Origin of the sequence: Janthinobacterium sp. 13, from assembly GCF_002749695.1 — a bacterium.
Classification (GTDB): domain Bacteria; phylum Pseudomonadota; class Gammaproteobacteria; order Burkholderiales; family Burkholderiaceae_D; genus Janthinobacterium; species Janthinobacterium kumbetense.
In genome coordinates this window covers 281809-303913 of sequence record NZ_PEEQ01000001.1, presented here as the reverse complement: position 1 = coordinate 303913, position 22105 = coordinate 281809, and the positions used below count along the sequence as shown (strand labels likewise).

Below are 22105 nucleotides of genomic sequence, written 5' to 3'. Positions count from 1 at the left end.
TATGCTACGCTGGCGGCCAGGCCATGCATCTGGGAGACGGTATGACAAGCGTGAAACCGCAACTGGTCAAGGGACGGCTGAACAAGCTGCTGCCCACGCAAATCACGGTGGGCATGGCCGAGGTGGCGCTCAAGCGCGCGCATTGGGCCAGCCTGGGCCGGAAAGCGCGGGCGGCAGCGCTGGCCGACCACTGGTTTCCCAGCATCATCGGTCCGGAAGGGCGCCACTACATCGTCGACCACCACCATTTCGGCCTGGCGCTGCACCAGGAAGGCGTGAAAAGCGTCAGTTTGATGATCCTCAAGGATTTGTCCTGGCTGGAGCCGCTGCACTTCTGGCATGTGATGGACCACCATCAGTGGGTGCACCCGTATGACAGCGAAGGCTTGCGCCGCGATTTTTCCGCCATCCCCCGGCACCTGAGCGGCTTGCACGACGATCCCTACCGCAGCCTGGCCGGCGAATTGCGCAACGCGGGCGGCTACGCCAAGGACGTGACGCCGTTCAGCGAATTCTTGTGGGCCGATTTCTTGCGCAGCCGCATCGCGCCCGCCAGCCTGCAGAAAAATTTCCCCAAGGCACTGGCACAGGCCATGAAGCTGGCGCGCAGCCAGCAGGCGCGCTATTTGCCGGGCTGGAGCGGCATCGTGCCGCCCGCCTGAACCGCCTGCCGCTACAGCAGGAAGGCGCTGCCGGCCGCCAGTATGCCGGCCGCCGCCGCGCCCACCGAGCCCCACAGCAGCCAGCGCCGCCGCGTCAGCACGGTAATGGCGGCCAGCGCCACGGCGATCTGGATGAAGGTCAGGGCCATGGCCAGCCGTTCGTGCGGGCGCAGCTTGGCTTCCGACGCCTCGCCCAGCTTCCTCGACTGCTCTTCCAGCTGGCGCGCCTGCGCCTGCACCAGGGGCTTTTCCCGTTCCTGCCGCGCCTGTTCCGCCAGGAAGCGGGCCCGCACCTCGGGTACGCTGGCCAGCGCGGCCGTCGCTTCGGCGATATGGCCTTTCGTCGACTTCGCCTGGTACAAGGCCCACTGGTCGCTCGCCTGCGCCTGTTTCAGGATGCTCTCGTTCTTCAGGAACATGGCCTCGTTCTGCGCGTTGCCGCTCTGGTAGCTGATCAGGGCGCCGATGGTGGCGAGGATGGCGGTCATCAGGGCGATTTTCTGCGTCAGGCCATCGCGCTCGTTCTCCGTCGCCTCTTCCACGGCGTGCTCATGGGGGCTGGGTACTTCGTATTCTTCTTCCATGGCGGACCTTTCGCGGGGGCAGGAGGAGGGATCATGTGTCGACATGGCGATACTACCGCATCTGCCGTGCAAGCCGGCGGGCGCCGCGACATGGTGCGAACGGGCATAAGCGGGTACAGTAAGGCGTTCTCCCCTTGAAAGCGCACAGCCCATGAGCACGTCCCGTCTGCCCGACCCGCACTTCGCCGAGAAAGTCCGCGCCAGTTTCGACCTGCAAAACGCCATGACCCTGATCCAGGCCAGCCTGCCCGTGGTCAGCCACGGCAGCACGGAAATCCACGTGCCGCACTGGCGCGGCATCGAGCAGCAGCACGGTTTCGTGCATGGCGGCGTGGTGGGCATGATCGCGGACTCGGCCGCCGGCTACGCAGCCATGACCATGGTGGCCGACGGCGCGTCCGTGCTGACGGTGGAATACAAGATGAATTTGCTGGCGCCCGCCGATGGCGAGAAACTGATCGCGCGCGGCAAGGTGGTGCGCCCGGGGCGCACCCTGATCGTCACGCAAGCCGAAGTGTTCGCCGTGCGCGATGGCAAGGAAACCCTGTGCGCGCTGATGCAGCAAACCATCATGGTGATGCACGGCAAGTCGGAAAAGACGTGAGCCGTGCACCGGGCGATGGCGCTCAAGCCGCCTTGGCCAGTCCTTCCGCTTCCAAAGCCGCCTTGACGCTGTCGCGCCGGGCCACTCTGGCCAGGAAGGCTTGCACATGCGCCAGCGCGGACAAGTCCACGCCCACGCCTGGCGCCCAGCCCGTGATGACGAACAGATAGGCGTCGGCGACCGTGAACGTGTCGCCCGTCAGGTAGGCCCTGCCTTCCAGGCGGCTGTCCACCCATTTGTATTTCTTGGCCAGTTGCTGGACGAACAAGGCCTTGGCGGCCGCGTCGATGCGCGGATCGAACAGGGGGCTGAACGATTTGTGCAGCTCGGACGTGATGTAGTTCTGCCATTCCAGCACCTTGTAGCGGGCAAAACTGCCCACGGACGGCAGCAAGTCCTGTCGGCCAGCCTGTTCCGCGATGTACTGGGCGATGACGGGGCCTTCGCTCAAGGTCGTTCCATCGGCGAGCGCCAGCAGCGGCACCTGGCCTTTCGGGTTGAGTTCGTAGTAATTGCCGCCTTCCTGCGTCCGGTGCTGGCCCAGGTCGACCTTGACCAGGGTGAATGGCGTGCCCGTTTCACGCAGGATGATGTGCGGCGCCTGCGAGCAGGCGCCCGGCGAATAAAAGAGTTTCATGGCGATCCTTGAACAGGTGGGAAAGTAGCCACTATAGTCCTGCGCCGCCGCACGGTAAACGCATGTTCGTTTGGCGACTGTCCACGCCCGGTGGACGATTGCGCTGGCTCAAACGCGGGGATAGCGCAAGGTGTCGAGCAGCAAGGTAAACGCGGGAGACGGGTGGCGCCGGCTCGGGTAATACAGCTTGTAGCCCGCGTACGCGGGGCACCAGTCGTCCAGCACGCGCACCAGGCGGCCATCGGCCACGTAAGGCAGCACCACATCTTCCGGCATGCAGGCCAGGCCCAGGCCGTCCAGCGCCGACTGCAGGCGCATGGCCATGTTGTTGTAGATCATTTGACCTTCCACGCGTACCTTCAGTTCCTGCCCATCCTTGGAAAATTCCCAGGCAAACAGGCCACCCAGGGTGGGCAGGCGCATGTTGATGCAGTTGTGCGCCATCAAGTCCTGCGGCGTGACGGGCGGCGGATTCCGGCTGAAATAGGCTGGCGAGGCAACGATGGCCATGCGGAAATCGGGACCGATGGGCATGGCGATCATGTCCTTGGCCACTTGCTCGCCCAGGCGCACGCCCGCGTCGCAGCGCGCGGCCACGATGTCGGTCATGCCGTTGTCGACGATGACTTCGATGTGGATGTCCGGGTAGTGGGGCAGCAAACGGGCGATGGCCGGCTGCAGCACCGTCAGTGCCGAATGCTCGCCCGCGCTGATGCGGATGTTGCCGGCCGGCTTGTCGCGCCGTGCGCTGAGCAGGGCCAGTTCCGCCTCGATCTCGTCGAAGCGGGGCGCCACCGTGCGCAGCAGCTGTTCGCCCGCCTCCGTGGGCGAGACGCTGCGCGTGGTGCGCACCAGCAGGCGCAAGTCGAGCCGTTCCTCCAGCGCCCGCACGGTCTGGCTCAGCGCCGACTGCGACACGCCCAGCTTGGCCGCCGCCCGGGTAAAACTGCCTTCGCGGGCCACGGCCACGAAGGCGAGTATGTCGTTGAAGTTGGTCTGTGCCATGGCGGATGTCTTTCCAATTCATTAGTTGTGCTAATAAGTTCATGCGGACTTTACCATCTATTCATTGTAATGCATACGGCTTACAGTGATGGCATGAACAATCCGCCAGTTGCTACTCCCTCTGCCGCGCCGCCCAAGGCGGCCATCCTCGCCATCATTCTCGTCAGCTACGTGATGATCGTGCTCGACACGTCCATCGTGCTGACGGGCTTGCCGAACATCCACCAGGAACTGGGCTTTACGGATACGGGCCTGGCCTGGGTGCAAAGCGCCTACACCTTGACGTTTGGCGGCTTGCTGCTGCTGGCCGCGCGCGCCGGCGACGTGCTTGGCCGGCGCCGCCTGCTGCAGCAGGGCCTGGCGCTGTTCACGCTGGCATCGCTGGCCATCGGCCTGGCGCGCTCGCCTGCCACGATGGTTGCCGCGCGCGCCGTCCAGGGCGTGGGCGCGGCCATTTTGGCGCCATCCACCCTGGCCTTGCTGCAAACCACGTTTGCGGAGGGACGCGAACGCACGCGGGCCATCGCCCTGTACAGCGCCGTGGCGGGCATTGCCGCCAGCGTGGGCCTGGTGCTGGGCGGCGTGCTGGCCGAATGGCTGTCGTGGCGCGTGGGTTTCTTCATCAACCTGCCCATCGGCGCGGCCATGCTGCTGGCCGCGCGCCGATTCATCGCGGAAAGCCCGCGCAGCCGGGGCCGCTTTGACGTGGCCGGCGCGGCCAGCTCCACCCTCGGCATGTCGGCCCTCGTGTATGGCTTGATCCGCTCGGCCGGCGCCGGCTGGGGCGACTCATTGACGCAAGCTGCGCTGGCGGCGGGCGTGCTGCTGCTGGCCGCTTTCATTGCCATCGAACGGCGCGCCGCGCAGCCCATCCTGCCGCTGCGCCTGTTTGCCGATGCGCAGCGCAATGCGGCGTACGGGGCCAGGGTGCTGTTCCTGGGCGCCATGATCGGGTTTTTCTTTTTCACCACGCAATTTTTGCAAGTGGTGCTGCGCTATCCGCCATCGCTGACGGGCCTGGCTTTCCTGCCCATGACCCTGGTCAACTTCGGCGTGGCCCTGTGCGTGCCGCGTTTGACGCGCCGCCTGGGCAATGCGCGCCTGCTGGCCATGGGATTGTCGATAACCCTGCTGGGCATGGCATGGCTGAGCCGTATCGATGCGGGCACGGCGTACTGGCTGGGCGTGGCCTTGCCCATGGTGCTGATCGGCGCGGGGCAGGGCATGGCCTTGAGTCCGCTGACGGCGGCCGGCGTGGCGGGCGTGCCCGCGCAGGATGCGGGCGCCGCTGCGGGCGTCGTCAACGTGGCGCACCAGCTGGGCAATTCGCTGGGGCTGGCGGCGCTGGTGGCGATCTCGTCCTTTGGCGCACACCAGCGCGTCGGCGCGGCGCTGCTGGCGCACCGCGTGACGGTGGCCCTGGGCGGCGCCAGCGCCATGCTGGCGCTGGCCTTGCTGCTGGTGCTGTCAAGCCGCCGCGGCGGCTGACCATTCGCGCAGCAACTGTCCGAACGCTTCGGCCGCCGCCGTGCCGCCGGCGGCGCGCCACAGCAGTTGGAACTGGGCGGCGGGCAGGGCGGGCAAGCCATGCTGGCCGTCGATGACCACCATGCCGGACTCCAGGTCGCCTTGCGGCAGGGCCGTGACGGCCAGGTCCGCCAGCACGGCGGCGCGCAAGCCCTGCTGGCTGGGCGAGGTGAACGCCACGCGCCAGTCGAGGCCGGCGCCCTCGAGGGCGTCGACGCCCACTTGCCGGTGCATGCAGGGCGCCGGTGAAAACGCCAGCGGCAGGGGCAGCGCGCCGTCGTGCCGGAAATCCTGCGCCGCGGCCCAGACGAAGCGCGTGCGGCGCAGCACGGCCGCTTCATCTTGCCCGTCCGCCAGGGCCATGACGACGGCCAGGTCCAGCGCATCGGCGGCGACCAGTTTTTGCAAGTCAAGATAGGTGCCGACCGTCACATCGAGGCGTACGGCGGGAAACAGGTGGGCGAACTGCGCCAGCAGGGCGGGCAGGCGCGCCATGGTGGAAGACTTGTCGGCAGGCAAGGGCGCCGCTATGCTGCCGGCCGGCGTGGCGAAGCTTGCGCTGGCAGAAGGCTTTGGCGCCGTGATGCTGTACGGCGGCGTTGCCGCCTGCCTGTTCGCCGTGGCCAGCTGGCTCGTGTTTGGCGTCGGACGTGCGGGTGCGCCAAGGCTTGGGAGGCTATAATCTGGGCACGTTGACAAGTGTTGCTCAACGTCATTACGAGGCCGTCCATGCATAAACTGATTTCCGAACTCACCCGCCTGTACCTGTTCGATGAACAGCAGCACTATGTCGATGGCGAGGGCGGCGTGCAGCCGCTGACGCCGGCCGTGCTGGCGCGCCATCTGTCGGGCGAGCAGACGGTAGCGGTGCGACTCGTGACCGGGAGCGGCCTGACGCGCGCGCTGGTGCTGGAGTTTGGCGGCAAGGGCGGCGGCGAGGCGCACTGGAGCGCGCTGTGCGCGATCGCCAATGCCGTGCAGCACGAGCTGGACTTGCCGGCGCCCGCCGTCAGCATCTCGGGCACGGCGTTCCAGTTATGGCTGTCGCTGGCCACGCCCGTGCCCGTCGCCCAGGCGCGCCAGTTCGTGCAACTGCTGCGCTCGACCTTTTTGCCTGCCTCGACCGACATCCTTGCCGCCGCGCCGCCCGCCGACGTGGAACAGGTGGCGCTGCCGCCAAGCCTGCAGCCGTCCGGCAAGTGGGCCGCCTTCATCCACCCCAGCATGGGCGCCGCCTTCGTCGACGAACCGGGCCTGGACATGCCGCCGCCGCCCGCCGCCCAACTGGGCTTCCTGGAAAGCTTGCGCAGCATCAATCCGGCCCAGTTCGCGCAGGCGCTGGCGAAATTGCAGGGACATGCTGGCCTTTCGGAGTCTTCGCCAGCGCCTGTTCCCGTGGCCACCCCGCCTGCGGCCTCATCCGCCACCGCGCCTGGCTTGTTGCTGCAGGACGCCACCCTGGAAGACATCGTGCGCTGGCTGCATGCGCGCAACATCGAACCGACGTTCCGGCACCGGTTGCCGTAGCCACGGCATGGCTGGCTTGAGGTGAACAAGCAATATATATCGACATTCAGAACAATTGAAATTTCAGATGAAAGGCAGTATTCAATGGATTTCCATGTAGTCGCAAATTCCTATAATTGCTACGGCGGTCACACAACGTTGTCTCCGATCGGGGATTTTCTTCTGGCGGGCGGCGGCAGTTTTGGCGACGCGATTCAGGAAATTGCGGTCACGCTTCACTTCAGGGACTCTGGTTCGGCAAAGAAGACGCTGGAATCTCTGTTGGAGACGCACAACAATTTCCGCGCAACGCTACCCAAGGTCACTTATCGAAGAGCAAAGGGCAAGGTCGAGATCGACATCGCCAGCGAATTGATGGAAGGCCGGGACTGGACGCATCCTTCAACATTGTCTTTGCCACTTTTTAAAGCAGGTGTGGATGAAGTCATCCATGCATTAGGGCTATTGAGCAAACGATTGAAGCGCACTGATGATTTTAGCCTGGAGAAATTTCTGGACCACTGTGAAGCTGCCAGGAAACGCGTCCCGGATTCCGTGGAAGCTCTGCAACTCCTGGCATCCGGGCTGGAGGCAGCGGCACAAGCCAAGCGTGATGGAATGTCGGCCTGGGAGCAGTTGGGAATCGACTGGGAAGACTTTCATCCCAAGGCACGCGAGATATTGGATGATCCATTTTTTTGGAATTGCACGGATGATTTCTCGCCGAACGGCAATGATACTGGCGCTGATCTTCTGGAGAGCTATCGCGATTGGCACAAGACGCACAAGGATGTCACGCCAATTCGATTCCTCGAGAAACTGGCAAAGCAGTGGGGATACGCCGACATACACGCCATGGACGATGACGTGCGCTGCGAAGCGTCGATTGCTCTCGCATTTGCGGATATCAAGTTAAGAGCGGCATGCGACCAACAGGCGCGACAACTGGCATTGGACGCTATCGGGCAGCAAAGAGCCCAGGCGCTGGCTGCGGGGGACTGGTCTCATCGCGAAGAAAAGCTACATGCGTTGGATCAGATCGAAGCAAAGTTGACGCAAATGGATAACACCATGCTGCATTTGACGGACTGAAGCGCGGCGATCACTTTGACGTTCAATGTGAGTTCGAGCGGCACAATGGGGCGGAAGCTGCCAATGACAGCAGCCACAAGCGGCCATGGGAAAGCACTTTTCCGCTAACCCAGTCAATATTACAGATGCACTTGATTAGAGATGTACTTGAAAAAACATCAGAAAATGATATGCGTGGCGCTAGGTGCGATGCTGTTGTGGCCAGTAGTGGCGCAGGCCGATATTATTCAGCGACACGTGTTTACGGCTATTTCTAACGAGAAAGATAGCAAAGGCGCCGATGTGCTGACCGTGGCGGAATCTACGGCCTGCGGCGGCAATCAGCTGCGCATAAAAGAGGGGATGCTGGAAAACAAAGATGAGTATGCGAGCCTCAGACCCGCACTCGCCGAGCGCATCCGTGACAAGACAGCAATGGTCGTGACCTTGTTTGGCTGCCCTGTCGGGAAAGCCGGCGATGAGGCCATTCCGTTTGCGCGCATGATGACCGACTGTGGCCCGGACTCCTGTCCCGACGGCAAGGCGCGCCTCTACCTGGACGAACAGCTGATGCCGCAGGTCAAGCATCTCTCGCCTTATGTGCTGGTGCTGCCCCTACCAAAAGCAGCGTTGCCCGGCACTTGGAAGGTGGAGATTTTCGATACCATCAAGAGCGATCTGGTACGAATCTCCGGACAGACCAATGCAGCCGATTTTGTTTCTGGCAAGATGGTTGGCGGTTACCGCTATTATGATCGAGATGGCAATATCAAATCGCAGGTAGAGCTAGATGAGCATGGCCGCCAACACGGCGTAGCAACTACGTATTTTAGTCATGACAAGCTGGAGTCGCAGGGGCAATGGCGCGATGGCCAGCCCGTGGGTGTGCAAAATAGTTACCATCTCAACGGTAAGGTAAGCATTCGTCAGGTTTACAGTGATAAGGGCGTGCTGCTGAGTACCCAGCAGTTCAACGAGCAAGGTGTGCTGGTGTATTCAAATGGTCAGAAGTCGAAAAAATGAACTGATGCGGTGTGTCAGGCTCCCAGAGTATGTAGAGAGACGTAGCAGTGATGCACGACGTCGTGGGGTTCCGATTCGTTTTGAAGGTGGACTGGTTGGCTGAAATCGGCCAGAAGCGGCCATTCGAAGCAGCGTGACAATGTGTGAGATTTTCTGATTGGCAATCCGCTATGCTCTGGTGCCGCTACCGGCCACAAGCGGTCGCTTACAAAAAATTAGGGGGCGCTTCATGCGCAAAGTCATAGCGAGCATCATTGCATTACTGAGTTTGAAAGGCGCCATGGCTGGCCAAGAGTCTCCATCAAATTTAAAACAGATCATTTACCGTGGCGGAATCGTTGTGTTCTCCCTGCCAGATGCGTGGGTGGAAGAGTATGAGCCAGAGGGAGGCGGCGTGTTTTATGCGCCAGGCGACGACACGGGCACCCTCCGCTTAGACGTTATTACTGCCAAGTCCCCAAGTCCCGTATCATCATCTGCTAGTGGTGAAGTGCTCGCGAAAATTGGATATCCGCATGCGGAAAACCTACCGACTGGAGGCGCCATATCTAAGCATGTTTCTCGGGAAGTGGATCGTGGCGCTCCCATCACCATATATTGGTGGTACGTCGCAAATGTTGTGGAGCCAGACCATGTGCGTGTCGCTAGTTTCAGCTACTCGATTTTGAGCTCTCAGGAAAAGTCCGAAAGGACTGCATCTGACATTTCGTTTATTGAACAGTCAATTCGCAACGCTCGTTTTAGTCCAGTGGTTGGAAAATAGGTATTGGCACATTTGACGAGAAAAGGCCCAATGCTGCCCACTCAGAAAATATCTGGTGAAACAGCCCTTCAGGCCTTTGAACGCTGTGCTTGACCGCGAGCAAAGTAATCTGCGCTCAGTAACCGTTGTCCGCTTTGGGGCGACAGCGGACGGTCGCCCAGGCGACGAGTCTGCCTGCAGGCTGTGTCCACATTTTTTGTTCGTCCACCCCCGATTATTGAAGCAGGGAAATGCCAGCGATGAAGAATCTCGTACTTGCCGTTGCGTTGTGCCTGGCTAACGGCGTTTCGCCAGCGGCGCTTGCCGCCGACGCCGCGCCCGTGGTGACCATCGAGAACGCGTTTTCTCCCGATGGCGGGGCGGAGGCGCTGGTGCTCAAGGTCATCGATAGCGCGGCGTCGAGCATCCGGCTGGCCGCCTATTCGTTCAGCTCGTCCCATGTGGTCGAGGCCTTGCTGCGGGCGCGGCAGCGGGGCGTGGATGTCCGGGTGCTGGTCGATGCGCGGCGCAACGCGCGCAAGAACAGCCGGGCCGCGCTGGACCGGCTCGTCGGCGCTGGCATTCCCACGCGCCTGATTTCCCGCTATGTCTTGCATCACGACAAGTATATCGTGGCAGATGGCGTGACCGTGCAAAACGGCAGCTTCAATTACACGGCCGATGCGGCCACCGCCAACAGCGAAAACGTGCTCGTCGTGTGGCACAGCGAGCGCCTGGCGCAGTCGTACCTGGCGCACTGGGAAAACCGTTGGGCCAGCGGCGTCGACTACGTGCGCACGCCGCTGGCGGCGCCTGCACCTGCATCTACGCTGCCGTAATCACTGCCCCTCAGCTGCACCCTGCGCGCGCAGCCAGTCGAATACTTGCCCGACGATGGGCGAACGCGGATGTTCCGCCACGCCCGACAGCCACCAGGTGGCGCCGGGCACGCGCGGATAGTCGGGCAGGATGTGCAGCAGGCCGCGCGCCAGGCTGGCATCGACCAGCAGACGCGGCAGGCAGGCGATGCCGCGCCCGTCGAGCGTAGCGTCCAGCAACAGGCGCACATCGTCGTAGATGGCCCGCTTGCGAAAGCGCGCCAGCGGGCCCAGGAACAGGGGCGCCGTAGTGTCGCCCGTCAAGCTTTCTTCCAGACACACCAGATCCGCGTGCAGGTGATGCGCATCCTGCGGCACGCCGGCCAGCCGCGCCGCCAGCTCGCTGTTGGCGACCATCACCCATTCATCGCGCAGCAGGGGGATTTCCTGCAAGTCCGGCTGCAGGATGGGACGGTCGCCGATGGCGATATCGACGTCGATTTCATCGACGAAGCGGGCGCTCTCGTCCACCGACAGCAGCAGGCATAGTTCGGGCAGCCGCGCTTCCAGTTCCCGCAGCCGGGGCTGCAGCCAGCCGTGCAGCAGGGGCGCCGGACACACCAGCACGACCAATCCCGGATCGAGATAGGTGGCGATGCGCCCCAGGCCGCTGCGCAGCACGGTCATCGAGCGCTGCACGCTGCGCAGCAGCACTTCGCCTGCCACCGTCAGTTCCACGCCCCGTCCCGCGCGGCGGAACAGCGGCTGCTTGACTTGTTCTTCCAGCAATTGCACCTGATGGCTGATGGCCGACTGCGTCACGTGCAGCTCGTCGGCCGCGCGCGAGAAATTACCGTGGCGGGCGGCCGCTTCAAAGCCCATCAATAACTTCAGCGAGGGAATGCGATGTTCTGACATATGAGAAAACCTAATGAATTAGCGTAAATCATATCATTTGTTTTCATATCTTGATCGCTCCACAATGCCGTCCATGCCAGCGCATCGACTGCGCGGCACTCTGACTAACTAATCAAGGATGGATATGAACACACGTCGATATTTCTTGCGCCATTGCATGCTGGGCGGCAGCGCGCTGGCCATGGGCGGCATGCTGGCCGGCTGCGGCGGCGGCACGCCGGAAACGGGCCCGGTGGCGCCAGTGCCGCCCATCATCAGCGGCGGTGGCGTCAACCAGACCGACGGCTGGCGCATGCCCGACGAGGCCGAAGCCCACAAGGCGACGTGGATGGCGTATGGCGCCTCGAACGCCGTCTGGACGCGCGCGCAAGTGCCGCAAGTGCAGCTGGCGCTGGTGCGCATCGCCAACGCGATTGCCGCCTACGAACCCGTCAACATGCTGGTGCGTCCTGCCGAGCTGGCCAGTGCGCGGCAGTTGCTGGACGCCCGCGTGAACCTGATTCCCGCCGAGATGGATGATGTCTGGATGCGCGACACGGGGCCCGTCTTCGTGCGCAAGCCGAATGGCGAGCGGGCCGGCGTGAAGTTCAACTTCAATGGCTGGGGCAACAAGCAGCAGTCCGGCAAGGATGGCCAGGTGGCCGACGTGGTCGCCGCCCAGGCCAGGGTGCCGCTGCTGGCCACGCGCCTGGTGCTGGAAGGGGGCGCGCTGGAAGTCGATGGCAAGGGCACGGCCATCATCACGGAAAGCTGCGTGCTCAACAGTAACCGCAATCCGGGCTGGAGCAAGGCCGACTGCGAAGCGGAATTGGGCCGGCTGCTCGGCATCCGCAAGGTGATCTGGCTGCCAGGCATCAAGAACCAGGACATCACGGATGCCCACACGGACTTTTACGCCCGCTTCGTGCGCCCCGGCGTGGTGGCGGCGCACCGCGAGATGGACACGGCATCGTACGATTACGCGCTGACCCGGCGCCACCTGGAGATTTTGCGCGGCGCCACGGATGCCGACAACCAGCCGCTGCAGATCGTCGTCATCGACGGCCCCGAGAAAATTCGGCCTGGAAACAACCCGAACACCTTCGCCGCCGGCTACATCAATTACTATGCCACCAGCAGCGCCATTTTCCTGCCGGAATTCGGCGATGCGCAAGCGGACGCCAGCGCCAAGGCGCAGTATGCGCAGCTGTATCCGGGACGCGCCGTGATCCAGATCAATATCGACCCCATCGCGGCCGGTGGCGGCGGCATCCATTGCACCACGCAACAGGAACCGGCGTAAACGCGCCGCACAGGAGGACAGCATGCAACGACGACATTTTCTGACCAGCGCCATGGGCCTGGCGGCCAGCGCCGCAGCCGGTTTCCCGGCCATGTCGGCCCTGGCGGCCGACGCCGGCTGGCGCATGCCCGACGAAGGCGAGCGCCACGCCGCCACGTGGATGGCCTTCGGCGCGAATGACGACGTGTGGGGCAAGCGCCTGAAGGCGGGCGCGCAGGCGGACCTGGCGCGCATCGCGCAAGCGATCGCCAGCGTCGAACCCGTGCACATGCTCGTCAACGAGGAAGATTACGACGTGGCGGCTCGCCTGTGCGGCAACAAGGTCAAGCTGCTGGTGCAGCCCATCGACGACCTGTGGATGCGCGACACGGGCCCCGTCTTCGTGAAAAAGGCGGGCGGGGCGCTGGCCGGCGTGAATTTCAATTTCAATGGATGGGGAGAGAAGCAGGACTATGACGACGATGCGCGGGTGGCCCCTTTTGTTGCCGGACGCGCCGGCGTGGCCGTGCTGGAAAGCAGCCTGGTGCTGGAAGGGGGCGGCATCGAAGTCGATGGCCAGGGCACGGCCATCATCACGGAAAGCTGCGTGCTGAACGCCAACCGCAATCCCGGCGTCGGCAAGGCAGCATGCGAACGCGAATTGCGCCGGCTGCTGGGCATCGAGAAAGTCATCTGGCTGCCCGGCATCGCCGGCCAGGACATCACCGATGGCCACACGGATTTCTATGCCCGCTTCTGCGCCCCCGGCGTCGTGGCGGCCGGCTTCGACAGCGACCCGGCGTCGCCTGAACGGGCCGTCACCCAGCGCCACCTCGACATCCTGCGCAAGGCCACGGATGCGCGCGGCCGTGCGCTGCAGGTGGTGGTCTTGCCGGGCCCTGGGTCAGTCCGTCCGCGCTATGAAAACAAGGACTTCGCCGCCGGCTACATCAATTTCTATGTCTGTAACGGCGCCGTGCTGTGCCCGGAATTCGGCGATGCGGCAGCCGACCGCAACACCAAGGCCATCCTGCGCGAGCAATTCCCCGGCCGCGACATCGTGCAACTGAACATCGACGCCATCGCGGCCGGTGGCGGCGGCATCCACTGCACCACGCAGCAGCAGCCGGCGTAGGCGGATGACCCCGGAAAAGTCAGGCCGCCATTTCCCGCGCCAGGGTGGCCACCAATTCCTCCGCCCCCATTTCCCGCGCCAGCGGGGCGCCCTGGCCGGCCCACTGGGCGGCGAATTCGCTGTCGCCATGCTGGCTGGCTAGCGCGTTCAATTGCTTGGCGGCATCGTAGGCGACGGGATAGTCGGCCGGCGGCGGGCTGCCCGGCGCTTCGCCATGTTCGATCAAACGGTTCACCATGCCGCGGGCCAGGCGGCCCGACAGCACGCTGGTCAGCCGGGTGGCCGCCGCCCGTTCGCTTTTCAGGTTGCTCCGGTAGCCCGCATTGGCCGACGATTCCGGGCACAGCACGAACGCCGTGCCCAGCTGCGCAGCCACGGCGCCCAGGTCCAGCGCGGCGCGGATGCCTTGTCCATCCATGATGCCGCCGGCGGCGATGAGGGGCAGGGCGGTGCGGCCCGCCAGCAGGCGCAGCAGCACGGTGGTGCTGTGGCGTTCGTCCGGCGCTTGCGGGTCGAAGACGCCGCGATGCCCGCCCGCTTCCACGCCTTGCGCCACGATGGCGTCGACGCCCGCCTGTTCGATCAGTGCTGCCTCGCGCACATTGGTGGCCGTGGCCATCGTGTAGATGCCGGCCTGGCGCAGGGCGGCTATCTGCTGCTGCGTCGGCAAGCCGAAATGGAAGCTGACGACGGCGGGACGCTGTTCCAGCAACAGGGCAAACGCCGCCTCGTCGCCGATGAACGTCTGATAGATCTCGTCGAGCGCCTCTGGTACGGTTGCACCCAGCTCCGCAAACAGGGGCGCCAGATGGGCCAGCCAAGCCGCTTCGCGCCGCGCATCCCTGACGGCCGGCGCATGGCAGAACACATTGATATTGAAGGGCTTGTCCGTCAGCGCGCGCGTGTCGGCGATCATCTGGCGCGCCTGCGCCACGGTGCCGGCGCCGATTCCCATCGAACCGAGGCCGCCCGCGTTCGAGACGGCGGCGGCCAGGCGCGGCGTGGAAACGCCCGCCATCGGCGCCTGGATGATGGGCAATTGCAAGCCGAGACGGTCGAGGAAACGCTGGATTGACGTCATGATGATTCCTTCATGAGGTTGAGGATGCTGCATTTAATTCGTATTTTAAGAATATAATAGCATAATCATTTTTAGAAAGAGAATGCGATGGATTCGGAATCATTGCGGATTTTTTGCTCGGTCGCCAGTGAACTGAGCGTCACCCAGGCCGCCGCGCGGCTGGGGCGCGCGCCGTCCAGCGTTACCACGCGCATCCAGCAGCTGGAAGCCGATATCGGCGCGGAACTGTTCGTGCGCACCAATAAACGCATGGCCCTGACGGCGGCGGGCGAGCGCTTTCTCGAGTATGCGCAGCGCCTGCTGGCGCTGGCGGAAGAGGCGCGGCATGTCGTCACGGGCGGGCGCGAGGGGGGCACCTTGCGCGTCGGCAGCATGGAAAGCACGGCGGCCAGCCGTTTGCCGGCCTTGCTGGCCGCGTATCACGCGCGCTATCCGGCGACGCGCCTGGCGCTGGGCACGGGGCCGTCGCGGCCCCTGATCGAGCAAGTGCGCACGGGCTTGCTCGACTGCGCTTTCGTGGCCTTGCCGCCACCATTCGGCGGCGCCGCCGCCCTGGCGGAGCTGGGCCTGGCATCGAGGGCCGTGTGGCGCGAGGAACTGTGCCTGCTGCTGCCGGCCAGCGAAGCGCAGGCGCGCCGCGCCATGGATGTGCGCACGCGTTCGCTGGCGGCGTTTCCGCAGGGCTGCACCTACCGCGGCATCGCGGAAGAGGTGCTGGGCGTGGCCGGCAGCACGCAATGGCAGGTGCAGGAAATGAGCTCGTATCACTGCATGATCGCCTGCGTGGCGGCCGGCGCCTGCGTGACCCTGCTGCCTGCCAGTGTGCTGGCGCTGTCCGGCGCGCCGGCCACCCTGGCGACTATTTCCGCTGGGCAAATTGACACCGTGCTGGTGTGGCGCGCGGGATTCGACGTGCCCGCGTTCCAGCACTTGCTGGCGCAGCTCGGCGAGGCGGCGTGAGCGGGGCGGCCGGGCTGCGCGCGGCCATCGCCGCGGCCGTCATCCTCGCCATCGGCATGGGCTTCGGCCGCTTCGCCTTCACGGCCATCTACCCGCACATGCTCGAGGAAGGCGTCTTGACCTTGCGCGACGGCAGCCTGGCCGCCTCGGCTAACTATGCCGGTTACTTGCTGGGCGCCATCCTGGCCATGCGCGCGCGGGCGAATGGCGCGCACCGGCTGTGTTTATGGTCGGTGGCCGGCACGGCCCTGTGCCTGGGCGTGCTGGCCTGGCCGATGCCCGTCTGGCTCATCGTGACGGTGCGCGGCGTGGCGGGCGTCTTCAGCGCCCTGGCCATGGTGGCGGCCTCGCTGTGGCTGCTGGTGCAGCGCGGGCAGGCGCGCGGCGCGCCGCTGCTGTATGCGGGCGTGGGCGCCGGCATTGCCATCTCGGCCGAATTGCTGGTGCTGGCGTCGCACCTGGGCTGGCGCAGCGCCGGCATGTGGCTGCTGCTGGCCGGCGTTACGGCGCTGGCGGGGCTGGCGGCCGCGCCCGCGCTTGCCGTGAGCGGCCAGGCCACCCCGGATGCGCCGCCCGCACCGGCCGCGCCGGCGCTGGCGCCCGTGTCGCCCTGGCCGCTGGTGCTGATCTATGGACTGGCGGGACTCGGCTACATCGTCACGGCCACCTATCTGCCCGTGCTGGTGGGCGTGGCCTTGCCCAATCTTAATTCCGCCCACGTGTGGGCCGTGTTCGGCCTGGGCGCGGCGCCGTCCTGCTTCCTGTGGCACCGGCTGCACGAGCGCCTGGGCACGCGCCAGGCGCTGCGGCTGAATTTGCTGCTGCAGGCGCTGGGCGTAGCCTTGCCCGTGCTGGCGCCCTCGGCCGCCGGCTATCTGCTCAGCGCCATCCTCGTCGGCGGCACGTTCGTCGGCACGGTGACCATCGCCATGCCGGCCGCGCAGCGGGCGGCTGTCAAGGCGGGCGCCAGCATGATGGCCATCATGACGGTGGTGTACGGCATCGGACAGATTATCGGCCCCGTGCTGGCCGGCAGCCTGTATGCGCAGTCGCACAGTTTCAACGGTGCACTACTGGCGGCGGCCGGCGCGCTGCTGCTGGCCATCGCGGTGAGCTTGCGCCTGTAAGCCTCAGAGGCCGAATGCGCAACGCATGAAGTCGCCCCGCAGCGCGTTGACCCGGGCGGAATCGCGCGTGTAATACAGCTTGTTCGTCAGCAGCACGGCATAGCGGCCGCGCCGGGGGCTGAGCCACATGGCCGTGCCGGTGAACCCCTGGTGGCACCAGACGTCGTCTGCCGGCCCGGTGCCTGCCGCCGGGTGCCAGAACAGGCCGCGCGAGGGATTTAACGAACCCGTCTGCAGCGTCAGCGAGGCGCGCACCCAGCCGGCGTCAAACACCTGGCCTGCGCCATGCAGGCCCGACGCCAGCATTGCCCGCAGGAAGCGCTGCAAGTCGGGCACATTGGAAAACAGCCCGGAGATGCCGCACACGCCGCCCAGCAGGCGGGCGGAGAAATCATGCACCACGCCGGCAAGGTGGGCGCCCGCCTGTTCGCAATACTCGGTCGGCGCCACTAACTGGCCGTGGCGTGGCGCGAGCGGGCCGTAGCCCGTGGCGGCCATGCCCAGCGGCTGCAGCACATGCTCTGCAAGCGCCTGTTCCAGTGGCAGGCCCAGCAGGCGCTCGATGACAAAGCCGAGGATCAGGGCGGCGCGGTCCGTGTATGCGACAGCCTGGCCCGGCGTGCCTTCCAGCGGCTCGCGCAGCACGCCGCGCACGATATCGTCGTACACCTCGCCATAGCTGGCGCGCAGGCGGGCACGCAGCGGCAAGCCGGCCGTATGCGTGAGCAGCTGGAAAATCGTGATGGGTGCCAGCGCGTAGCCCGTCGTGCCGGGCAGCAGGTCGGCCAGCCGGTCGTCCAGGCGCAGGCGTTGCTGGCCAATCAGCCTGCCGATCAGCGACCAGACGCTGACGATCTTGGTCAGCGAAGCGATATCGAACAGGGTGTCGACCTGCATGGCGGCGCTGGCGGGCTCCGGCGTGAGCCGCCCGGCCGCGCCCGCCACGCCGTGGTCGACGGTGCCGACGGCCCAGGCCGCGCCTGGGAAAATCCGTTCCTGCACGCCGGCCTCTGCCAGCGCCGTCAGTTGCTCCGTGCTATGGGCTATCGGCATGATGATCGTGCCGTGTTGGTCTGCTCATGGCCTGCCGCTGCCACCCCCAGCCAGCGCGCCACCGACTGCGCCAGCCATTCCCCCTCGTCGAGCGGCAAGTCGTGCCCGGCGTCGCCGTGGATCAGGCAATCGGCTTGCCAGGCGCGGGCCAGGCGCTGCGAACAGCGGTGGTCGACCAGCCGGTCTTGCGCGCCGGCCATCACCAGCACGGGCATGGTCGGGCGGACGAGGGGCGCGCGGTAGCGGGCGGCCGACAGCAGCTGGCGCAGGGCGTTGCGGCGGCTCACCGGGTATTCCTGCTGGTAAGTCAACCAGTCGGCCACCAGCGCGGGAGTGCCGCCAGCATGCCGGCGGCTCGTCAGGCGCAAGATCAATGCTTCCTGGCTGGCGGCATCGCCCAGCAGCAGCTGGCGCAGCAGGGCGCCGTAGTTTTGCCAGCGCAGGCGTTGATGGACGGGATTGAATGGCCGCATGCTGGTGTTGATCAGCACGCAGCGGGCGATTTCCTGCGGGTAGCGGCTGGCCCATTCGACGGCCACCATGCCGCCCAGGGACAGGGCCAGCAAGTGGTAGGGCGCCGGGATGCCCCGCGCCAGCAACTCCCGACGGCAGTCTTCCACCATGTCGGCCACGCGGGTGGCGCTGTCCTGCGCGTGGCGCGTGCCGTTGCCGGGCAAGTCGGGCGTGACGATGCGGGCGCCGGGCAGGGCGCGCGCGAGGGTGGCGGGGAAGCTGCCCCAGTGGCGCTGTTCGCGCATCAGGCCGCGCAGCAAGACCCAGTTATCGTGCGTGTTGATCTGCGTCATGATTCATACCATTGCGCGAGGGCGCGCCGGCGCTGTGCCTTGCGCAGCAAGCCTTCCGGCATCCAGCGGCCGTGGCTGCTGGCGGCGCGCATGAGGAAATCGAACCACACCAGGTGCCGCCGCAGCACGCGCTGCAGGCGGTGCGCGGCCGTGGGGTTGAACATGCTGACCCGGTTGAACAGCTGGCGCGGGTTTTTCTTGACCCACAGCCACGACCCCATTTCCAGGGTCAGCGGCAGGAACACGCGCCCGCTGTAGCTGGTGCCGTTCAGGTACAGATAATCCCACAGGTCGCCATGCGTGCGGTATTGCCGGCTTTGCGGCTCGAATACATAGTTGTGGTTGGGGTAGCTCTGGCTGAACAGCTCTTCCAACGCGCCGATTTCGGCCAGGTGTTCGATGGGCACCTTGGTGTGCGCATGGGGAAACCAGATGCGGTCGCGCAAGCCGAAGCCGGAATGGCAATCGAGGGCGATGCTGAACTGGCGCGACAGCAGTTCGCGCTCGACGAGGTCGCACACGGCGGCGCTTTCCAGCTCCATCGGCCCCCCGGCCGCGCCCCGGTACCAGGGCAGGCGGGCGCTGTAGCGCTGTCCGCCCAGCATGAACGGCACTTTTTCGCGCGCGCTCAGCGGCGCGTTGCGCATCAGGTCCACGCCGCGCGGATTACAGCGCGTGGCTTGCCACATGCCTCCCGGATTCACCAGCGGCATGAACACGAGGCGCATGCTTTCCAGCTGCTGGTGCAGGGTGGCGTCCCAGCGCAGGCGCGCGACCAGGCTTTCCAGGAAAGACAGGATGACTTGCGTGCCGATGCGCTCGAGGCCGTGGATGCCGCCGAAAAAGCCCAGCACGGGCACGTCGGGGCTCGGATTGCCCAGCGCGATGGAGTACACGGGAAACTCGCGCCCATCCATGGCGATGCTGCAGGGCGCGGCCACTTCCAGGTGGCTGCCGCCCTCGTCGATGAGGCGCTTCAGCATGACCAGCTCGGGCAGATTCTTTTCGATCATCAGGCGTCTGAAAGGGAAAGTGACAGCCAGTGTAGCCGAAATAGGTGGCGCGCCGGACGTCCCGCATGGCGAAATTTATGCACGCTGGCGATGTCACGAAGCCGTCATTTTTTCTGTGTAGGCTATTGCAGTTGATGCAAGAGTTGTTACTTGGCAATGCCTTGTTTCCACGCAATTCCCCCCTCACACGATAGCGACTCGATAGCGATATGACAGGCAGCCCGGCATCCGTCCATGTGCTTGCGCTGGCAGGATACCTGGTTTTGCTGGGTTTCCTGGCCGCGGTGGGGCCCGTGCGGGCGCAGCCGGCCGACGGCCCCGTGCTGCAGTTCGATATCGCCGCGCAAAACCTGGGCGACGCGCTGGACCTGTACAGCCGCCGCACGGGCATCGCCGTGCTGATGGACCAGCGCTATGCGCAGCGCCAGTCGGGCGCCGTGCGCGGCGCCCATGCGGCCGGCGCGGCCCTGCAAGCCTTGCTGGAAGGCACGGGCCTGCAATCGCGCCTGTCCGACGCGCAAGCCGTCATCGTGTACGCCCCGGCCGGCGCTGCGGCTGCCGCCGCGGCGGAGCTGCCGCAGGCCGCCGTCGTGGCCGCTGCCGACATCCCGGGCGCCGTGCAGGGCGGCGGCGACCATGCGGCCTATGTCAGCCGCCTGCAGCACGTGCTGCTGGGCTTGCTGTGCCGCGCGGCGCAGACGCGTCCCGGCGGCTACCGGCTGGCGCTGCAACTGTATCTGAACCGCGCCGGCGTGGTGGACCGCGTGCACCTGCTCGACAGCACGGGCTTGCGCGCGCGCGATACGGCCATCGCGCGCCTGGTGCTGGGCATGCGCGTGGGCGCGGCGCCGCAGCCGTCGATGCCGCAACCCGTCTCCATCCTGCTGCTGCCGCAAGGGCCGGGCAGCGAAGTCGATTGCGCCCCCGGAACAATGGGAAGGCTCGCGCCATGAGCATGCCCGACCTGCGCACCAAGCTGAAACGCCACCTCAGTTCGCGCTACGCCGTGCTGCGCGGGCGCCTGGAGCGCGTGGTCGGCTGCAAGCACCATGCGGCCGATGCGCTGCAGGAAACGTGGCTGCGCCTCGAAGCGATGGTGGCGCCCGGTCCCGCCGCCGCGCCCGTCCACAATCCCGACGCCTATCTGCTGCGCATGGCGGCCAATATCGCCACCGATGCCTACCGCCGCGACCGCATCATCGTCACCGAGCGCGAGCGCGAAGAACTGATGCACATGGCCGACGAGGTGGGCGACGACATCAGCGACCCGGCGCGCATCGTCTCGGCGCGGCTCGACGTGCAGGCGCTCGACGCGGCGCTGGCGGGCCTGTCGCCGCGCCGCCGCGCCATCCTGACGGCCGCCAGGGTCGATGGCTTGCTCAATGCGGACATTGCCGAGCGCTTCGGCATTTCCGTGGCGATGGTGAAGAAAGAATTGCAGGCCGCCATGCAACACTGTAAAACGTGCATGGCCGACGCCGATGCCGCCCAGCGCAGCGATGTGTCGGGCCGCCGTAAATATTGATGAATCTCATGACTGCTCCTGACCGCGATCCACGCGACCCTTCCCATACCGCCGACAGCGACGCTGACATCGGCCGGCAAGCCGCTGCCTGGTGGGCGCGGCTGCGCGGCGACGATTTCACGCAGGCGGACGCCGACGCCTTGCGCGCCTGGTGTGCGCGCAGCTCCGCGCATGCGCGCGCCTGGCGCGAACTCCAGCAAGTGTGGCAGGCGCTCGATCCCGCCTTGAGCCGCGCCGCCGCGCCGCAGCGGGCGAACGTGCTGGCGTTCCCGCCGCGCCCCGGGCGCCGGGCTTTCCTGGGCGGCGCGCTGGCGGCCGGCGTGGCCGTGCTGGCCTTGCGCCCGCCGCTGGGCGCCTGGCCGTCGCTGCAGGAATGGCGCGCCGATTACCGCACGGGCACGGGCGAGCAGCGGCAGGTGGCCGTGTCGCAGCAGATGACGGTACAGATGAATACGCAGACGCGCATCGATGTGCGGGCGCCGGAAGCCATCGAATTGCTGGGCGGCGAAGCGGAAATCCTCGCCAGCGGCGCGCGCCAGCCCATCACGGTGGTGGCGGGCGCGGGGCGCCTGCTGGCGCAGTCGGCCCGCTTCAACGTGCGCCACACGGACGATGCCGTCTGCGTCACCTGCCTGGCGGGTGCCGTGGACGTGGTCTGGCAGCAGCGGCGCCAGACCCTCGATGCTGGGCAGCAACTGGTCTACGACGACCGGGGCGTGCAGGCGGCCACGGCCGCGCCAGCGGAGGAAGCCAGCGCGTGGCGCACGGGCGCGTTGTCGTTTGTCGGCAAGCCGCTGGCCGAAGTCGTCGATGAAATCAACCGCTACCGGCCGGGCCGGGTGGTGCTGCGCAATGCCGAACTGGGGCGCCGCCTCGTGCGCATGCGTTTTTCCATCGGGCAAACCGATGGCGCGCTGGCGATGATACGCGACCTGTACGGCGCGCAAATGACCAGTTTGCCGGGCGGCATCGTGCTACTCAGTTGATTTCCGCTGATTCCAGGTTTCCCTTTGGCAGGCTTATTTGAAAATATTTGAAAATATTTTT

25 protein-coding genes are annotated in these 22105 nt (G+C 65.6%); 16 read left to right on the top strand and 9 right to left on the bottom strand.

Annotated elements, in window-relative coordinates:
* Positions 1-41 precede the first annotated feature (41 nt).
* Positions 42-662, top strand: a complete 621-nt coding sequence (locus tag CLU94_RS01210) for a ParB-like protein (protein WP_099664280.1) — start codon at positions 42-44, stop codon at positions 660-662.
* Between the two features lie 11 nt (positions 663-673).
* On the opposite strand, the gene CLU94_RS01205 is transcribed toward CLU94_RS01210, so the two are convergent.
* Positions 674-1246, bottom strand: a complete 573-nt coding sequence (locus CLU94_RS01205; protein WP_180278549.1) for a DUF4337 domain-containing protein — start codon at positions 1244-1246, stop codon at positions 674-676.
* Positions 1247-1397: 151 nt separating this feature from the next.
* On the opposite strand from CLU94_RS01205, the gene CLU94_RS01200 reads away from it, so the two are divergent.
* On the top strand, positions 1398-1850 hold the full coding sequence (locus tag CLU94_RS01200; protein ID WP_099664278.1) for a PaaI family thioesterase: 453 nt from the start codon (positions 1398-1400) through the stop codon (positions 1848-1850).
* 22 nt (positions 1851-1872) lie between these two features.
* Here CLU94_RS01200 and gstA read toward each other — a convergent pair whose 3' ends face one another.
* Both gstA and CLU94_RS01190 read right to left on the bottom strand, forming a co-directional pair.
* Positions 1873-2487: a glutathione transferase GstA gene (gene gstA / locus CLU94_RS01195; protein WP_099664277.1), complete on the bottom strand. Its 615-nt coding sequence runs from the start codon at positions 2485-2487 to the stop codon at positions 1873-1875.
* Between the two features lie 108 nt (positions 2488-2595).
* The gene (locus CLU94_RS01190; RefSeq protein ID WP_099664276.1) at positions 2596-3492 is read right to left on the bottom strand and encodes a LysR family transcriptional regulator; all 897 of its coding nucleotides are present in this window, start codon (positions 3490-3492) and stop codon (positions 2596-2598) included.
* Positions 3493-3585: 93 nt separating this feature from the next.
* On the opposite strand from CLU94_RS01190, the gene CLU94_RS01185 reads away from it, so the two are divergent.
* A complete protein-coding gene (locus CLU94_RS01185; RefSeq protein ID WP_099664275.1) occupies positions 3586-4980 on the top strand; it encodes an MFS transporter in 1395 nt (464 codons plus the stop codon).
* Here the strand turns inward: CLU94_RS01185 and CLU94_RS01180 are convergent.
* Positions 4960-5514, bottom strand: coding sequence for a LysR substrate-binding domain-containing protein (locus CLU94_RS01180; protein WP_257218636.1), 555 nt, complete (start codon positions 5512-5514; stop codon positions 4960-4962). The genes CLU94_RS01185 and CLU94_RS01180 overlap by 21 nt on opposite strands.
* Between CLU94_RS01180 and CLU94_RS28600 the strand changes: the two genes are divergently transcribed.
* The 6 genes from CLU94_RS28600 to CLU94_RS01160 all read left to right on the top strand — a co-directional run bounded on the left by CLU94_RS28600 (position 5513) and on the right by CLU94_RS01160 (position 10200).
* Complete coding sequence (locus tag CLU94_RS28600; RefSeq protein ID WP_257218635.1) at positions 5513-5701, top strand: hypothetical protein; 189 nt, start codon at positions 5513-5515, stop codon at positions 5699-5701. The genes CLU94_RS01180 and CLU94_RS28600 overlap by 2 nt on opposite strands.
* Before the next feature lie 47 nt (positions 5702-5748).
* Positions 5749-6546 (top strand): TOTE conflict system archaeo-eukaryotic primase domain-containing protein, encoded by a 798-nt coding sequence (locus CLU94_RS01175; protein ID WP_099664273.1) that lies wholly within the window; start codon positions 5749-5751, stop codon positions 6544-6546.
* 21 nt (positions 6547-6567) lie between these two features.
* The gene (locus CLU94_RS01170; RefSeq protein WP_143451325.1) at positions 6568-7617 is read left to right on the top strand and encodes a hypothetical protein; all 1050 of its coding nucleotides are present in this window, start codon (positions 6568-6570) and stop codon (positions 7615-7617) included.
* Between the two features lie 147 nt (positions 7618-7764).
* Entirely contained in the window at positions 7765-8619 is an 855-nt protein-coding gene (locus tag CLU94_RS01165; RefSeq protein WP_143451324.1) for a toxin-antitoxin system YwqK family antitoxin, read from the top strand.
* Positions 8620-8848: 229 nt separating this feature from the next.
* The gene (locus CLU94_RS27885; RefSeq protein ID WP_143451323.1) at positions 8849-9382 is read left to right on the top strand and encodes a hypothetical protein; all 534 of its coding nucleotides are present in this window, start codon (positions 8849-8851) and stop codon (positions 9380-9382) included.
* Between the two features lie 239 nt (positions 9383-9621).
* The gene (locus tag CLU94_RS01160) at positions 9622-10200 is read left to right on the top strand and encodes a phospholipase D family nuclease (RefSeq protein WP_257218634.1); all 579 of its coding nucleotides are present in this window, start codon (positions 9622-9624) and stop codon (positions 10198-10200) included.
* Here the strand turns inward: CLU94_RS01160 and CLU94_RS01155 are convergent, their stop codons facing one another.
* Positions 10201-11097, bottom strand: a complete 897-nt coding sequence (locus CLU94_RS01155; protein WP_099664269.1) for a LysR family transcriptional regulator — start codon at positions 11095-11097, stop codon at positions 10201-10203.
* Between the two features lie 124 nt (positions 11098-11221).
* Here CLU94_RS01155 and CLU94_RS01150 point away from each other — a divergent pair, with 124 nt between their 5' ends.
* A complete protein-coding gene (locus CLU94_RS01150) occupies positions 11222-12379 on the top strand; it encodes an agmatine deiminase family protein (protein ID WP_257218633.1) in 1158 nt (385 codons plus the stop codon).
* A 22-nt stretch (positions 12380-12401) separates the two neighbouring features.
* Entirely contained in the window at positions 12402-13493 is a 1092-nt protein-coding gene (locus tag CLU94_RS01145; RefSeq protein WP_099664267.1) for an agmatine deiminase family protein, read from the top strand.
* 19 nt (positions 13494-13512) lie between these two features.
* On the opposite strand, the gene CLU94_RS01140 is transcribed toward CLU94_RS01145, so the two are convergent.
* Positions 13513-14574, bottom strand: a complete 1062-nt coding sequence (locus tag CLU94_RS01140; protein ID WP_099664266.1) for an NAD(P)H-dependent flavin oxidoreductase — start codon at positions 14572-14574, stop codon at positions 13513-13515.
* Positions 14575-14661: 87 nt separating this feature from the next.
* Here CLU94_RS01140 and CLU94_RS01135 point away from each other — a divergent pair, with 87 nt between their 5' ends.
* Positions 14662-15534: a LysR substrate-binding domain-containing protein gene (locus CLU94_RS01135; RefSeq protein ID WP_099664265.1), complete on the top strand. Its 873-nt coding sequence runs from the start codon at positions 14662-14664 to the stop codon at positions 15532-15534.
* Positions 15531-16661, top strand: coding sequence for a YbfB/YjiJ family MFS transporter (locus CLU94_RS01130; RefSeq protein WP_257218632.1), 1131 nt, complete (start codon positions 15531-15533; stop codon positions 16659-16661). Before CLU94_RS01135 ends, CLU94_RS01130 begins: the two co-directional genes overlap by 4 nt.
* Positions 16662-16664: 3 nt before the next feature.
* Here CLU94_RS01130 and CLU94_RS01125 read toward each other — a convergent pair whose 3' ends face one another.
* From CLU94_RS01125 to CLU94_RS01115, 3 genes are read right to left on the bottom strand one after another with little or no spacing between them, the layout of a single operon-like run.
* Positions 16665-17714: a serine hydrolase domain-containing protein gene (locus CLU94_RS01125; RefSeq protein ID WP_218965266.1), complete on the bottom strand. Its 1050-nt coding sequence runs from the start codon at positions 17712-17714 to the stop codon at positions 16665-16667.
* Positions 17705-18520: an alpha/beta fold hydrolase gene (locus CLU94_RS01120; RefSeq protein ID WP_099664264.1), complete on the bottom strand. Its 816-nt coding sequence runs from the start codon at positions 18518-18520 to the stop codon at positions 17705-17707. Before CLU94_RS01120 ends, CLU94_RS01125 begins: the two co-directional genes overlap by 10 nt.
* The gene (locus tag CLU94_RS01115) at positions 18517-19533 is read right to left on the bottom strand and encodes a M14 family zinc carboxypeptidase (RefSeq protein WP_099664263.1); all 1017 of its coding nucleotides are present in this window, start codon (positions 19531-19533) and stop codon (positions 18517-18519) included. The genes CLU94_RS01120 and CLU94_RS01115 overlap by 4 nt, the downstream gene beginning before the upstream one ends.
* 209 nt (positions 19534-19742) lie before the next feature.
* On the opposite strand from CLU94_RS01115, the gene CLU94_RS01110 reads away from it, so the two are divergent.
* Genes CLU94_RS01110 through CLU94_RS01100 form a run of 3 tightly spaced genes read left to right on the top strand, consistent with a single transcriptional unit; the run spans position 19743 to position 22044 of the window.
* Positions 19743-20486, top strand: coding sequence for a hypothetical protein (locus CLU94_RS01110; protein WP_143451322.1), 744 nt, complete (start codon positions 19743-19745; stop codon positions 20484-20486).
* Positions 20483-21058 (top strand): RNA polymerase sigma factor, encoded by a 576-nt coding sequence (locus CLU94_RS01105; RefSeq protein ID WP_099664261.1) that lies wholly within the window; start codon positions 20483-20485, stop codon positions 21056-21058. The genes CLU94_RS01110 and CLU94_RS01105 overlap by 4 nt, the downstream gene beginning before the upstream one ends.
* Before the next feature lie 8 nt (positions 21059-21066).
* A complete protein-coding gene (locus tag CLU94_RS01100) occupies positions 21067-22044 on the top strand; it encodes a FecR family protein (protein ID WP_099664260.1) in 978 nt (325 codons plus the stop codon).
* Positions 22045-22105: the final 61 nt, after the last annotated feature.

Bases quoted from the DNA above. Each gene is read 5' to 3' on its own strand.
- CLU94_RS01210 (WP_099664280.1), top strand. From the start codon at position 42: ATGACAAGCGTGAAACCGCAACTGGTCAAGGGACGGCTGAACAAGCTG.
- CLU94_RS01205 (WP_180278549.1), bottom strand. From the start codon at position 1,246: ATGGAAGAAGAATACGAAGTACCCAGCCCCCATGAGCACGCCGTGGAA.
- CLU94_RS01200 (WP_099664278.1), top strand. From the start codon at position 1,398: ATGAGCACGTCCCGTCTGCCCGACCCGCACTTCGCCGAGAAAGTCCGC.
- gstA (WP_099664277.1), bottom strand. From the start codon at position 2,487: ATGAAACTCTTTTATTCGCCGGGCGCCTGCTCGCAGGCGCCGCACATC.
- CLU94_RS01190 (WP_099664276.1), bottom strand. From the start codon at position 3,492: ATGGCACAGACCAACTTCAACGACATACTCGCCTTCGTGGCCGTGGCC.
- CLU94_RS01185 (WP_099664275.1), top strand. From the start codon at position 3,586: ATGAACAATCCGCCAGTTGCTACTCCCTCTGCCGCGCCGCCCAAGGCG.
- CLU94_RS28600 (WP_257218635.1), top strand. From the start codon at position 5,513: ATGGTGGAAGACTTGTCGGCAGGCAAGGGCGCCGCTATGCTGCCGGCC.
- CLU94_RS01180 (WP_257218636.1), bottom strand. From the start codon at position 5,514: ATGGCGCGCCTGCCCGCCCTGCTGGCGCAGTTCGCCCACCTGTTTCCC.
- CLU94_RS01175 (WP_099664273.1), top strand. From the start codon at position 5,749: ATGCATAAACTGATTTCCGAACTCACCCGCCTGTACCTGTTCGATGAA.
- CLU94_RS27885 (WP_143451323.1), top strand. From the start codon at position 8,849: ATGCGCAAAGTCATAGCGAGCATCATTGCATTACTGAGTTTGAAAGGC.
- CLU94_RS01160 (WP_257218634.1), top strand. From the start codon at position 9,622: ATGAAGAATCTCGTACTTGCCGTTGCGTTGTGCCTGGCTAACGGCGTT.
- CLU94_RS01155 (WP_099664269.1), bottom strand. From the start codon at position 11,097: ATGTCAGAACATCGCATTCCCTCGCTGAAGTTATTGATGGGCTTTGAA.
- CLU94_RS01150 (WP_257218633.1), top strand. From the start codon at position 11,222: ATGAACACACGTCGATATTTCTTGCGCCATTGCATGCTGGGCGGCAGC.
- CLU94_RS01145 (WP_099664267.1), top strand. From the start codon at position 12,402: ATGCAACGACGACATTTTCTGACCAGCGCCATGGGCCTGGCGGCCAGC.
- CLU94_RS01140 (WP_099664266.1), bottom strand. From the start codon at position 14,574: ATGACGTCAATCCAGCGTTTCCTCGACCGTCTCGGCTTGCAATTGCCC.
- CLU94_RS01135 (WP_099664265.1), top strand. From the start codon at position 14,662: ATGGATTCGGAATCATTGCGGATTTTTTGCTCGGTCGCCAGTGAACTG.
- CLU94_RS01125 (WP_218965266.1), bottom strand. From the start codon at position 17,714: ATGCCGATAGCCCATAGCACGGAGCAACTGACGGCGCTGGCAGAGGCC.
- CLU94_RS01120 (WP_099664264.1), bottom strand. From the start codon at position 18,520: ATGACGCAGATCAACACGCACGATAACTGGGTCTTGCTGCGCGGCCTG.
- CLU94_RS01115 (WP_099664263.1), bottom strand. From the start codon at position 19,533: ATGATCGAAAAGAATCTGCCCGAGCTGGTCATGCTGAAGCGCCTCATC.
- CLU94_RS01110 (WP_143451322.1), top strand. From the start codon at position 19,743: ATGACAGGCAGCCCGGCATCCGTCCATGTGCTTGCGCTGGCAGGATAC.
- CLU94_RS01105 (WP_099664261.1), top strand. From the start codon at position 20,483: ATGAGCATGCCCGACCTGCGCACCAAGCTGAAACGCCACCTCAGTTCG.
- CLU94_RS01100 (WP_099664260.1), top strand. From the start codon at position 21,067: ATGACTGCTCCTGACCGCGATCCACGCGACCCTTCCCATACCGCCGAC.